Below are 12080 nucleotides of genomic sequence, written 5' to 3' on the forward strand. Positions count from 1 at the left end.
CGACAACGCAACGAGCACGCGTGCTAAGCTGAGCTTTGTTTTATGGAGCGGAAACAAGCGCTTTATATCGAATGAATATGGTTCCGATCATATGACCCTATGGACCGGCTCCTGCAGCCGGCCCGCAGGGTCTTTTATATCCTGTTTTATCGCTCAATCGTAATTTCTACATTTACCGTTGACAACAAGCTGAGAGGGGGGTATAATCTTCGTTGTTGGTCCATAAATAAAAAAAATTACGATTTACATAAAGGGGAGAAATGATTGATGCCGTTTCAAAAGATGTACAAACGTACAGCAATGCCGTTTATTTTTGCACTTATACTATCCGTCGTATTATCGGGCTGCAGCAGCAGCCAGAGTCAGCCGCAGCAAGCCATGGAGGATGGGAAAATCAATGTCGTGGCAAGCTTCTATCCGCTGTATGATTTTGCCTCCAAAATTGGCGGAGAGCATGTGAATGTCATCAATCTGGTTCCTACAGGAGTTGAGCCACACGATTGGTCCCCTAAGGGGCAGGATATGTCCAATCTGTCCAAGGCTGATGTATTCTTCTATTTGGGAGCCGGGTTCGAAGGCTGGGTTAATCAGACGTTAAGCAGCTTGGATAAGAATTCCAAAGTAACCGCTGTGGAAGCAAGCAAAGGAATCAAGCTCATCCCGGGTACGGATGACGGGCATGACCATGGTCATGAGGAAGAGGCTCATGGACAGGACAATGCTGCTCATGATGCCCATCAAGATGAGCATAAGGACGAACACAAAGGTGAGCAGCAAGACGCCCACAAAGACGAACAGCATGATGACCACAATGAATCGGGTATGGACCCTCACGTTTGGTTGAGTCCGGTCAACGCCAAGATCATCGCGCAAAATGTGAAAGACGCTCTTGTCAAAGCGGACGCAGCGAACCAGGCAGACTACGAAGCCAATTTCAAAAAGCTCTCCGATCAGCTGGATGACCTTCATAACCAATACAAAGAGAAGCTGTCAGGCACCTCCAAGAAAGAAATCGTCGTCACGCATCAATCGTTTGGCTACCTGGCCAAAGAGTACGGCTTGACACAAAAAGCGATTATGGGCCTGACGGCGGACGCCGAGCCTACATCGAAGGATATGCAATCCATTCTTCAATTCATAAAAGACAACCAGCTCAAATATATATTCTTTGAGGAGCTGGTCTCGGATAAGATGGCCAAGACGCTGGCTAACGATGCGGGAGTGGAAACGCTGGTCCTCAGTCCGATTGAAGGTTTGACGGAGGAACAGGTCAAGCAAGGTGAGGATTATGTGTCAATTATGCAAAACAATTTGAATAATTTATTAAAAGCATTACAATAGAAGGGAGACCTTCGACTAAGGAGCTTTGCTATGCTAACCAACAATGCTCAATCCGGATGTCATCAGGAGATCGTTACGATCGATGACGTCTTTTTTTCTTATGAGAATAAAACGGTTATTCAAAATCTGAGCTATTCGATTCTCGAGCGCGATTTTGTCGGCTTGATCGGCGCTAACGGCGCCGGCAAAACCACGCTGCTCAAAATGATCGTAGGCCTGCTGAAGCCCACCTCCGGTGAGATTCGCTTGTTCGGCCAGTCGATCAAAGAGTTTCGGGATTGGGAGAGGATCGGCTACGTACCGCAGAAGAACGCCCTCAATCCGTTATTCCCGGCAACCGTCCGCGAGGTCGTCACCTCAGGCCTGTACGGGAAGAAAAACCTGTTTCGGAGGCTGACGAAGCAGCAGCGGAGCAAATGCGACGATGCACTGTATGCAATGCGGATTGAAGATCTGGCTGACCGTCGAATCGGTCAATTGTCCGGAGGTCAGCAGCAGCGGGTGTTTCTGGCCAGAGCGCTCGTCAACAATCCGGAGCTGCTTATTTTGGACGAGCCTACCGTGGGAATCGATGCGGAAACGCAGGCCGGATTTTTCCGGATGATCCGCCATATGCACCAGCATCACCATATTACGTTCCTGATGGTTTCTCATGATATGGATATGATGGAATCGTATCTAGGGGACGAGCCGGCGGAGAAGAACGGAGGGCTGTCTTTCTATGTCAAGCACACGCATGAGCCCGAAAATTGCAAGGAAACGGATTTGACCCATTCCATGCAGCAGCTCAGAGAAAAGATAGAAGTACTAACATAGCATTGTGATGCAGCTGCCTGTTGGTTCAGAAGATAGGAGAGAAAAGGGTTGGATATATTTACCGAATATTTTTTTCAGCGTGCGCTGCTCGGCGGCCTGCTGATCGGATTGACGGCTCCGCTTATGGGGGTATTTTTAGTGCTGCGCCGTCTGTCCATGATCGGGGATACACTCGCTCATGTGTCCATTGCCGGTGTGGCCCTCGGATTCTTGATTAACGTATACCCGATTGGAGTAGGGCTGTTATTTGCGCTGCTTGCTTCTTTTGCAATCGAGTGGCTGCGCAAGGCTTACAAAACGTATGCGGAGCTGTCAATCGCCATTATTATGTCCGGCGGTATCGCGCTCGCTACGTTTCTTTTTACGATGGGCAAAGGCTTCAACATTAACGTGATGAGTTATTTCTTCGGCAGTATTTATACGTTAGACAGCACCGATTTATGGGTGGTCGGCTGTGTAGCCGCGCTGGTCGCGGCATTTGTGCTTATCAATTATAAAGAAATGTTTCTGCTGTTCTTCGACGAGGATGCCGCAGGAGTCAGCGGTCTGCCGCTGCGTTTCTATAACATCATGATTACGATGCTCACGGCGCTGGTGATCAGCGTCTCCATCAAGATCGTCGGGGCCCTGCTGGTATCCTCTTTATTGACCATTCCGGTCGCATGCAGCTTGCTTGTGGCGCGAAGCTTCAAGCACTCGATTTTCTGGTCGATTTTTTTTGCGGAAATGGCGGTGCTAATCGGGTTAGCCTCCGCGGGGGTATGGGATTTGGCTCCGGGAGCTACGGTAGTGCTTGTTTTGATCTTCATGCTGATCGGCATTATGTTTGTAAAAAGAGGATTGCGGTCCTAGCACCATAAAGGGGGGAATTTGAACCTGTGGAATTAAACATCTGGATTGCGCTTTGGGCGGGTTTTTTATCCTTTATTTCACCATGCAGCTTGCCTTTGTATCCTTCTTATTTATCCTACATTACCGGTGTATCGGTTAATCAGCTGAAAAATGATCAGTCCACGCGTGACATCCGCTTTAAAATGGTCACCCATACCATAAGCTTTATCATCGGCTTTTCTATCGTGTTTTACAGCTTAGGATTCGGTGCAAGCGCGATTTCCAACCTGTTTATCGATTACCGCGATTTAATGAGACAGCTGTCTGCTATTTTTATTTTCGCTATGGGTTTGTTTATGCTTGGGATTTTTCAGCCTCAATGGCTCTTGAAGGAGCGTAAGATGAAGGTAAGAACAAAGCCGGCTAGCTATATCGGATCGCTATTGATCGGTATCGGATTTGCCGCGGGCTGGTCCCCGTGTATTGGCCCGATTTTGTCTTCGATCCTTTTATTAGCGGCAACGGAACCCGATTCCTGGCTCCCTCTCATTACTGCCTATTCGCTGGGATTTGCCATTCCATTCTTTATCCTGGCCTTCTTTATCGGCTCGACCCGATGGATTCTGCGCTATTCCTCCACTTTGATGAAAGTGGGCGGGGGATTGATGATTCTTATCGGAATTTTGCTTTATACAGACCAAATGACCAGAATCACGATTTGGCTGCAGCAAATTACCCCCGCCTGGATGGGTTAAATGCTTTAGGTAAAATAATCGATATTGGATTTCGGGAAATGAGTGAAGATTTGCTCGGTAATAAATTCTCTTAGCGCATCGGCCTGTTCATCAGGATAGACGTATTTTCCTTGCCCCCAGCGCCCCCATTTATATTTGCGCTTTTCCTCGTCCATCTCCAGTTTGGTCTTGGGATAGCGGCGTTGGATGACATTTTTGGCGGTTTTGGTAAATCGGTGCTGGATTAATTCAAAGGTCAAATCAGAGGTCGCTTCCGGCGGAAGGGCCTCTTTTAATTTGCGCAGTAGCTCGCTGTAGCCTTCCTCCCAGCCTTCGTGCCAAATGATTGGAGCGATGATAAAACCAAGCGGATATCCTGCTTTGGCTACCTTGCCCGCGGCTGTAATCCGTTCCTGGAAGCTGGAGGTCGCCGGCTCGAAATTCTTGATCACATAATCGGCGTTCACGCTGAACCGAAAGCGGGTGTGGCCGTTATGCTTTGCATCCAGCAGCGGCTCCACATGATGAAACTTGGTGACAAAACGGAGCCGGCCAAGTGGTTGTTCCGCCATAAATTCGATTAATTCCTTCAGGGATCCGCTGATATGCTCAAGACCTACGGGGTCTGAGGTACAGGCTGCTTCAAACCGGGTGATTTCCGGGGCGCGTTCTTCGATGTACTGCTTGGCTTGGTTCAAAATATCATCCATATTCACGTAAACGCGAATATAAGGCTTGGCTCCCAGGGTGGTTTGCAAATAACAGTAATGACAATGCGCCATGCAGCCTGTAGCGATAGGAATGGCATATTCCGCGGACGGCTTTGACGTATCGAATTTCAATGTCTTGCGGATGCCGACGACGAGCGTTCTTTTGGCGATTCGGTATTTCTCCAATTCGCCTTCACCCGGCAGGTTCGTAATCCGGTTGTGCGAGGTGGTCATATGAATAGGCAGGCCTTCTTTTTTGGCCCATTCAAGGATTTTTTGCCCCTTGGGGTATTCCAATGCATCGGGCTCAAAATAAACGAGCTCCGGAATAAAGACTTGCGTACCCCTTATGGGGGGAGACAGCAGTTCGGTAGCCATGGGTTCCCTCCTTTAGAATGCTCGGACTTGCTTCACTATGGATGCTGTGTTATAGTAAAGAACGCTTATGATGACCCTAGGATATGCTTGCCCGCATATTCTCACACATGGGAATTGCAGAGTTCTGCAGACTTGCCTTGTGAAAATGAAACAGTGTATCATTAAAGTGATGATACAAGATCGTCTTGGATTACAGGAGGAACGCAAATGGCTACACCGAGCATGGAAGATTACCTGGAGAAAATATATAAATTAATTGATGAAAAAGGCTACGCTCGCGTGTCCGACATTGCTGAGGGGCTGGAGGTTCACCCTTCTTCGGTTACCAAGATGATTCAGAAGCTGGATAAAGACAACTATCTGATTTATGAGAAATACCGCGGCCTGGTGCTGACGTCCAAAGGACAGCGGGTCGGCAAGCGGCTGGTAGACCGGCATCATCTATTAGAAGAGTTTTTAACGCTGATCGGCGTATCCGATGAGCATATATACAAGGACGTAGAAGGCATTGAGCACCATCTCAGCTGGGATTCGATCACCTGCATTGAGACGCTGCTGGAATATTTTAAACGGGATGCCTCCAGGGCCGACGATTTGATGCGTCTCAAGAAAGAATTGGAAGAAGCGTAATGAAGAGCTCCGACATGATGTCGGGGCTTATTTTTGTTTGCCTGACGCATATGTACAATCTGTTCCTTCATACATACTCTATGAGATGGTATGGAGAAAGAGGGGATGCGGGGTGAGAATCAATGCCGTATTCGAGGGCGGCGGAGTAAAAGGCATCGCATTGGCAGGCGCTGTAGCGGGGGTCGAACAGCTGGGCTACACCTTTCATCAGGTGGCGGGAACGTCATCCGGTGCTATTATCGCTTCTTTGGTAGCAGCGGGATATAAGGCGAATGAGCTGCGGGAAGTGATTGAGGCTAGCCCGTTTCGCGCCTTTTTGCAGCGGTCGGCGATCTTCGACACTAAATTTATCGGTCCTCTGTCCAGATTGTTTATTAAAAAGGGGTTGTATTCCGGGCAAGCGCTTGAACATTGGGTATACCAGCTGCTGCTGGCTAAAGGCATTCGAACGTTCGGCGATTTAAAGCACGGTCAGCTGCGAATTGTAGCTTCTGATATTTCCAGCCGCAAGCTGCTTGTTTTACCCGATGATATTGCCCAATACGGTGTGGATCCGACACGATTTCTAGTGGCTAAGGCCGTTCGGATGAGCACGAGCATCCCTTACTTTTTCGACCCTGTCATTATCCGTAAAGCGGTAAACAAAAGAAGGACCATCGATAAAAATTTTGCAGATCAATTCGTTTATATCGTGGATGGGGGGCTGCTGAGCAACTTTCCGCTGTGGCTGTTCGATTCCGACGAGATTCCGGCTTTAGACAAGATGATTCCTACCATCGGATTTCAGCTTGTCGGCCGCGGCGCAGGTAAGCCAAACCAGATATTCGGACCGGTCACTATGCTTAGGGCACTGTTCTCCACGATGCTGGATGCCCATGACGAGAGATATATTCAAGTGCATAACCGTTTCCGTACGGTTAAAATACCGACGTTGGGGGTAAGCAACACCGACTTCGATATTACACATGAGCAGAGCTTGAAGCTGTTTGAATCGGGGCTTCAATCCACTCATGCTTTCTTTGGCAAATGGAAGCTTACCGACTACAAGCAGCATTATTTGACTCACATACGCCGTAAGATTAAAGAAAATAAAGAAGAGGATCAAAGAATACATGCATAAAAAAGCAGGCTCAAGTGAACCTGCTGCACGGAAGAAACTTAATATTCAATGGTATTTGGGCGGTTCGTCAGAACTGTCCTTACTGCCGTTAATGACCCGAAAGGTCGCGTTTTTACGTTTGGCTTTACTGCTGCTGAAGCGCGGAGGCGTGAACGATTTCGCTCTGCTTCTGCCCCGGCCGGGCGGATACTTGTACAGCCAGAAGATGACCCCAAAGACCAGAAGCGGGATGATCAGGGTGCCCGGTCTGGTTAGAACGGTGAACAAAATGCCGATCGCGATCAACCCGAAGATGACATAGGCCATCGTGCTGTTACGGTGTCTCATTCCAAACCCTCCTTATGTTAATGGAACTATTAGAACGTTCAAGCCTGCATTTGCTTATCCAGTTCCCTCATGCGGTTGAACGAAGCTATCGATACTTCCACTTGAGAATCATCGGGCTCTTTCGTTGTAAGAAGCTGCAGCCAAAGCCCGGGATACCCGAGGTAGCGCAGGACGGGAACGTCGCGCAGGCTGTTGGTGAAACGCAGAACCTCATAAGAAACGCCGAGGACCACAGGAATTAAAACAATACGCTGGATGATGCGTTCTGTGAACGTATCATAATGAAAGAACGAATAAATCACCACGCCGACAATGACCGTAAATACGATGAAGCTGCTGCCGCAGCGGTAATGAAGGGTGCTGAATTTCTGCACATTTTTGACCGTTAATTCCACGCCGGCTTCATAAGCGCTGATTACTTTATGCTCAGCCCCGTGATATTGGAACAGCCTTTTGATCATCGGGGTGAAGGAGATAAAATATATATAGGCCACGAGCAGGATGATTTTGATGAGTCCTTCGATCAGATTGTGTGCGATTTGTTTGTCAACAAACATCTTCCCGAACAAAAACTGCTCGATCGCCGTTGGAACAAGCGTAAATACAAATTTGCCAAATAAAAAGGAAAGTATACCTACAAACGCGACGCCGAGAATCATCGACATTTTGCTTGCGAGCGTTTCTTTCTTTTCTTCCTTGATTTCGCCGTCTTCTTCCGCAAACACTTCTGCAGAGAAATTCAAATGCTGTGATCCCTTTGCGCTTGCTTCAATGATGCCTACAATGCCGCGGATGAAAGGGATTTTCTTGAGCGTTTGCACCCAGCCGATTTCCTTCTTGGGAACCTCAAGATAATGAATGGTGTTATCTTTACGGCGTACTGCCGTTACATGAACCTTTTGACCGGCGAACATGACGCCTTCAATGACGGCTTGCCCGCCGTAAATTGCATTCTGCTGCTTTTCAGACAAAACGATGCACCTTCTTCTGATTTAAATAAAGTTATGAATGGTGTAGGAAATAAGGCTCCTTTAACATTATTGTAACGAATCGGACGGGATAAAGCTACTTGTTTATCCATGGGACTTTTGAACATACTAAGGATTATTCCGAATGCAAATCAGGAGGTTTGGCGGCATGCATGCGATCAAGAACAAAACAAAACCCGTAACCAATAAGTGGCTGTTTTCTCTGTATATCGGTTTTTTTGCGGGATTGTTATGGGGCGGCCTGAAAATGATTCAACACTACCTTCATTTTACAGTGTTATCTCCGGCTTTTCTCATTGAGCCTTTCTATAAGCATTCCTACCTTATGACATGGCGGGGAGCTATACTCGGATGGTTTTTTTATATCCTGTTCTCCATTGGTGCGGCGCTGCTGTATGCGCTGCTGCTGGCCAAAGCGAAGGGGCCTTGGTATGGTCTTGGCTACGGTCTGGCATGGTGGGGGATACTTTATTTGTTTATCGGGCCGGCGACCGGTATGATGCATAGGATCGGCTTGCTGGACTGGAATACAATCCTGACTGATTTCAGCTTGTTTTTGCTGTGGGGATTGTTCATCGGATACTCCATTAGCTTCGAATTCACGGATGAGCGGATTCGTGAACCGCTTGATATTAGGGGGAGTCATCCGACATCCAACTCCTAATACTTTATTGCATTAATACGGAGATTGACGAAAGTTCTCAAACCGGGGAAATGTATGGTAAAATGGGTAAGCATGTGCTGTTTGATCGGTTGGGGGGAAATCGTATGAAGCAAATATTATTGTTGAACGGGCCCAATTTGAATATGCTCGGTATCCGGGAACCCGGGGTTTACGGTTCGCTGTCGCTTCAATCGATCACGGACAGGGTAACGAAACTGGCAGCAGAGCTTGGAGTAGGGCTTGAAGCATTCCAGTCCAATCATGAAGGTGAGCTGATCGATCGTATTCAAGCAGCCTATGGAACAAAGGATGGGATCCTGTTTAATCCGGGAGCCTTTACTCATTACAGCTATGCGATCCGTGATGCCGTAAGTGCCGTCCATATTCCATTGGTTGAAGTGCATATTTCCAACATTCATAAAAGGGAATCGTTCCGCCATGTTTCCGTGATTGCACCGGTAGCCGTCGGACAGATTGCGGGGTTTGGTGCGGACGGTTATGAATTGGGTCTCAGAGCATTGGTCCAATATATTGAACGTTCGGAGGGATAGCTTGATGCAGGAGGAACGGATTCGGCGGCTTCGCGGTTTGATGCAGGAGAAGGGGCTTGAGGCGCTGCTCATTACGAATGCGACCAATCGCACGTACATGACAGGGTTCACCGGATCATCGGGCTACGTGCTCATGACGGAGAACCATGCCATACTGCTTACGGATTTCCGCTACATGACTCAGGCGCCCCAGCAAGCGATCGGCTATGAAGTCATCGAACATGCGCCTAAAGCAATGGAGACGGTCAAAGATCTACTTGGTCAAGCCGGTCTAACTAAGCTCGGCTTCGAACAGAACGATATGACCTATGGTGTGTATCAAGCATGCGCCGGCACGCTTAGCGGCATAGAGCTTGTTCCGACGGATTCTCTGGTAGAGAATCTTCGGATGGTCAAGGACGAGGGCGAGCTTGCGATCATGCAGGAAGCCGCGGATTTGGCAGACCGTACGTTTGAGTACGTGCTCGGTTTGTTGAAACCGGGCATGAGGGAACTTGACATTGCACTCGAGATTGAGATGTATGTTCGTGCTCATGGCGCGGCCTCAACATCGTTCGAAACGATTGTTGCCTCCGGTGAACGCTCCGCCCTGCCTCATGGTAAGGCCAGCGATAAAATCATCGGTACGAATCAATTCGTCAAGCTGGATTTTGGAGCCTATTATAAAGGCTACTGCTCCGATATTACCCGTACGGTTGTGCTCGGCACGCCTACGGACAAGCATCGCGAGATCTACAACATCGTGCTGGAAGCTCAGCTGGAAACACTGGAACGAATTCGCCCCGGCATGACCGGACGCGAGGCGGATGCAATCGCCCGTGATGTGATTAAGCGTTACGGCTATGGCGACCTTTTCGGTCACGGCACCGGTCACGGACTCGGGATGGAAATCCATGAGGCGCCGCGGCTTTCCATGACAGGGGATGTGGTCCTCACACCGGGAATGACCGTTACCGTAGAGCCCGGCATCTATGTGCCCGGCTTCGGAGGCGTTCGCATCGAGGACGACATTGTTATTACCGATACAGGCCATCGTAGGTTAACACAATCAAGCAAAGACTTGATCGTGATTCCATAACTTATTCAACTTGGTAGCGGCAAGCTGTTTGTGCCGCGGGTTTCCGCGTATTCTTCGGGACTGCCGTCTGCTCACATTTCAGGGAGGTTTTTGTAGTGATTTCAGTTAACGATTTTAAAACAGGCTTGACCATCGACGTAGACGGGGATTTGTTCGCCGTTATCGATTTCCAACACGTAAAACCGGGCAAAGGCGCTGCATTCGTCCGTTCCAAGCTGAAAAACCTTCGCAACGGCAACACCGTTGAGCGTACTTTCCGTGCCGGCGAGAACGTTAGCCGCGCTCACATCGAGAACCGTCAAATGCAATATCTGTATGCCAGCGGTAAAGAGCATACGTTCATGGATACGGAAACGTTCGATCAAATTACCCTTGACGAGAAGCAAATCGAGTGGGAGCTGAACTTCCTGCGCGAGAACATGATGATCAACATCATGAGCTTCCAAGGAGAAATCCTGGGTATCAACCTGCCGAACAGCGTTGAGCTGAAGGTTGTTGAAACCGAGCCGGGCATCAAAGGCAACACCGCAACCGGCGCAACCAAGAACGCTAAAGTGGAAACCGGCCTGAATGTACAGGTGCCTCTCTTCATCAACGAAGGCGACGTGCTCCTGATCGACACCCGTGAAGGCAAATACATTTCCCGCGCGTAACATTTTTTACGGCAATATTCTCATAGGAACTTTAAAGCATAAGATCCTTATCCCATGGTCCACAGGTGACCGGGGATGAGGATCTTTTTTTGTTCTTTGAGGGGCTGTGGGGTATGATTGTTGTTGAAGTATGGGATGCGCGTATTAGAGACATGACACAGTACGAACGTTGAATTGGTACTACGGCTTTACTTGATGGATATACAAGAGAAGCAGTATCTAGTTTGGCATCCTCTTTGGAAAGGTTTTATGAGTAGATCCTTGAATTACTTTAATTCATAACGGTGCTAAGAGTTGGATAAAATGTGGAAACAAATTAGTCATCATTCAGAGAGACAAATTGGCGCTTTTAATGCAATCTACCTCCTGAATTTCAAAGAAGTGCCAGGAAGATTTCCACAGAAAATGATCGAGTTCAGAAATGATGCTATACATAAAGGGCTTATTCCTTCATCTAGAAGACGCAAACTTAATATTGATTACAATGCAGGAGTAGTTTGTATTGTAAGAGATTTTCAGGTTATTCGGGGGAACTTTTCGATCCTTCAGATAACACCACATTCACGCTGCGAGGCCTGACGGCCTTGGTCTGCCCGAGGTTTTCGGGGAAGTGAAATCAGGCAGACAACCCTGCACTGACTAAGTCTGACGACCCGCCGCTACGCGGCTTAAGCCGGTGAGGGTTCGCGAATGCAAGAGACGTTATAAGAAATAATATGAACTGGATTTAAGAACAGGGGATGAGCATTATTAATAAGTGGTTTGAAAAAAATTATGATCGCTTGATGAAACCGTTAGAAAAGAAAATTTTTACACAGATAAGAAGAGATCTGATAAATAAAACAGAAGGGGAAGTATTAGAGATCGGTTGCGGCACAGGAATTAATTTCCCTTTTTATAAGCAAGTTTCGGTAACAGCCATTGAACCTAATGAAGTCTTTAGGGACTCGGCTAATGAAAGGGCTTATCGGACGGAAACACCCATTCATGTAGTAGAAGGAAGCGCCGAGAAATTACCATTTCGGGACAATACATTTGACACTGTGGTTGGAACGTTGGTTTTTTGCACAATACCCGATCCGAAGAAGGCCGTTAGAGAAATGATGAGAGTATGCAAACCAAGAGGAAAAATTTGCTTCTTCGCTATAGTTCGTTGCTGAGGTCTGCTTAATAGGTTGATTGTCAATACTGCTGAGTAAGAACATTACTAGGGCGGGATGAACAATGTGGACCTCCGCAAGCAGTAAGGATAATCTGA

The 12080-nt window shown here is 47.9% G+C and carries 14 protein-coding genes; 11 read left to right on the forward strand and 3 right to left on the reverse strand.

Annotation, left to right across the window (positions count from 1 at the left end; translation table 11 throughout):
* Nucleotides 1–267: 267 nt before the first annotated feature.
* From ACZYR9_RS24025 to ACZYR9_RS24040, 4 genes are read left to right on the forward strand one after another with little or no spacing between them, the layout of a single operon-like run.
* Nucleotides 268–1341 (forward strand): metal ABC transporter solute-binding protein, Zn/Mn family, encoded by a 1074-nt coding sequence (locus ACZYR9_RS24025; RefSeq protein WP_488980942.1) that lies wholly within the window; start codon nucleotides 268–270, stop codon nucleotides 1339–1341.
* A gap of 30 nt (nucleotides 1342–1371) precedes the next feature.
* Entirely contained in the window at nucleotides 1372–2157 is a 786-nt protein-coding gene (locus ACZYR9_RS24030) for a metal ABC transporter ATP-binding protein (protein ID WP_488980943.1), read from the forward strand.
* 48 nt (nucleotides 2158–2205) lie between these two features.
* Nucleotides 2206–3009, forward strand: coding sequence for a metal ABC transporter permease (locus ACZYR9_RS24035; RefSeq protein WP_488980944.1), 804 nt, complete (start codon nucleotides 2206–2208; stop codon nucleotides 3007–3009).
* Nucleotides 3010–3035: 26 nt separating this feature from the next.
* A complete protein-coding gene (locus ACZYR9_RS24040) occupies nucleotides 3036–3743 on the forward strand; it encodes a cytochrome c biogenesis CcdA family protein (protein WP_488980945.1) in 708 nt (235 codons plus the stop codon).
* A gap of 5 nt (nucleotides 3744–3748) precedes the next feature.
* Here the strand turns inward: ACZYR9_RS24040 and splB are convergent, their stop codons facing one another.
* On the reverse strand, nucleotides 3749–4810 hold the full coding sequence (gene splB, locus ACZYR9_RS24045; RefSeq protein WP_488980946.1) for a spore photoproduct lyase: 1062 nt from the start codon (nucleotides 4808–4810) through the stop codon (nucleotides 3749–3751).
* Between the two features lie 207 nt (nucleotides 4811–5017).
* On the opposite strand from splB, the gene mntR reads away from it, so the two are divergent.
* Both mntR and ACZYR9_RS24055 read left to right on the forward strand, forming a co-directional pair.
* The gene (gene mntR / locus ACZYR9_RS24050) at nucleotides 5018–5440 is read left to right on the forward strand and encodes a transcriptional regulator MntR (protein ID WP_488980947.1); all 423 of its coding nucleotides are present in this window, start codon (nucleotides 5018–5020) and stop codon (nucleotides 5438–5440) included.
* Nucleotides 5441–5552: 112 nt separating this feature from the next.
* Nucleotides 5553–6560, forward strand: a complete 1008-nt coding sequence (locus tag ACZYR9_RS24055; RefSeq protein WP_488980948.1) for a patatin-like phospholipase family protein — start codon at nucleotides 5553–5555, stop codon at nucleotides 6558–6560.
* 45 nt (nucleotides 6561–6605) lie between these two features.
* Here ACZYR9_RS24055 and ACZYR9_RS24060 read toward each other — a convergent pair whose 3' ends face one another.
* Together ACZYR9_RS24060 and ACZYR9_RS24065 are read right to left on the reverse strand one after the other, a co-directional pair.
* Nucleotides 6606–6887 (reverse strand): hypothetical protein, encoded by a 282-nt coding sequence (locus ACZYR9_RS24060; protein WP_488980949.1) that lies wholly within the window; start codon nucleotides 6885–6887, stop codon nucleotides 6606–6608.
* A gap of 38 nt (nucleotides 6888–6925) precedes the next feature.
* On the reverse strand, nucleotides 6926–7858 hold the full coding sequence (locus tag ACZYR9_RS24065; protein ID WP_488980950.1) for a DUF1385 domain-containing protein: 933 nt from the start codon (nucleotides 7856–7858) through the stop codon (nucleotides 6926–6928).
* Between the two features lie 166 nt (nucleotides 7859–8024).
* Here ACZYR9_RS24065 and ACZYR9_RS24070 point away from each other — a divergent pair, with 166 nt between their 5' ends.
* From ACZYR9_RS24070 to ACZYR9_RS24090, 5 genes are all read left to right on the forward strand, one after another.
* The gene (locus tag ACZYR9_RS24070; protein ID WP_488980951.1) at nucleotides 8025–8540 is read left to right on the forward strand and encodes a YqhR family membrane protein; all 516 of its coding nucleotides are present in this window, start codon (nucleotides 8025–8027) and stop codon (nucleotides 8538–8540) included.
* Between the two features lie 104 nt (nucleotides 8541–8644).
* A complete protein-coding gene (gene aroQ, locus ACZYR9_RS24075) occupies nucleotides 8645–9091 on the forward strand; it encodes a type II 3-dehydroquinate dehydratase (protein ID WP_488980952.1) in 447 nt (148 codons plus the stop codon).
* 4 nt (nucleotides 9092–9095) lie between these two features.
* On the forward strand, nucleotides 9096–10169 hold the full coding sequence (locus tag ACZYR9_RS24080; protein ID WP_488980953.1) for a M24 family metallopeptidase: 1074 nt from the start codon (nucleotides 9096–9098) through the stop codon (nucleotides 10167–10169).
* 95 nt (nucleotides 10170–10264) lie between these two features.
* Nucleotides 10265–10822, forward strand: a complete 558-nt coding sequence (efp, locus tag ACZYR9_RS24085) for an elongation factor P (RefSeq protein WP_488980954.1) — start codon at nucleotides 10265–10267, stop codon at nucleotides 10820–10822.
* A 740-nt stretch (nucleotides 10823–11562) separates the two neighbouring features.
* Nucleotides 11563–11982: a class I SAM-dependent methyltransferase gene (locus ACZYR9_RS24090; RefSeq protein ID WP_488980955.1), complete on the forward strand. Its 420-nt coding sequence runs from the start codon at nucleotides 11563–11565 to the stop codon at nucleotides 11980–11982.
* The last annotated feature ends 98 nt before the right edge of the window (nucleotides 11983–12080 follow it).

Source organism: Paenibacillus sp. F024, from assembly GCF_057814255.1.

Excerpts from the sequence above, each read along its gene's own strand:
- mntR (WP_488980947.1), top strand. The coding sequence starts at position 5,018 with ATGGCTACACCGAGCATGGAAGATTACCTGGAGAAAATATATAAATTA.
- ACZYR9_RS24025 (WP_488980942.1), top strand. The coding sequence starts at position 268 with ATGCCGTTTCAAAAGATGTACAAACGTACAGCAATGCCGTTTATTTTT.
- splB (WP_488980946.1), bottom strand. The coding sequence starts at position 4,810 with ATGGCTACCGAACTGCTGTCTCCCCCCATAAGGGGTACGCAAGTCTTT.
- ACZYR9_RS24070 (WP_488980951.1), top strand. The coding sequence starts at position 8,025 with ATGCATGCGATCAAGAACAAAACAAAACCCGTAACCAATAAGTGGCTG.
- ACZYR9_RS24090 (WP_488980955.1), top strand. The coding sequence starts at position 11,563 with ATGAGCATTATTAATAAGTGGTTTGAAAAAAATTATGATCGCTTGATG.
- ACZYR9_RS24060 (WP_488980949.1), bottom strand. The coding sequence starts at position 6,887 with ATGAGACACCGTAACAGCACGATGGCCTATGTCATCTTCGGGTTGATC.
- aroQ (WP_488980952.1), top strand. The coding sequence starts at position 8,645 with ATGAAGCAAATATTATTGTTGAACGGGCCCAATTTGAATATGCTCGGT.
- ACZYR9_RS24030 (WP_488980943.1), top strand. The coding sequence starts at position 1,372 with ATGCTAACCAACAATGCTCAATCCGGATGTCATCAGGAGATCGTTACG.
- ACZYR9_RS24080 (WP_488980953.1), top strand. The coding sequence starts at position 9,096 with ATGCAGGAGGAACGGATTCGGCGGCTTCGCGGTTTGATGCAGGAGAAG.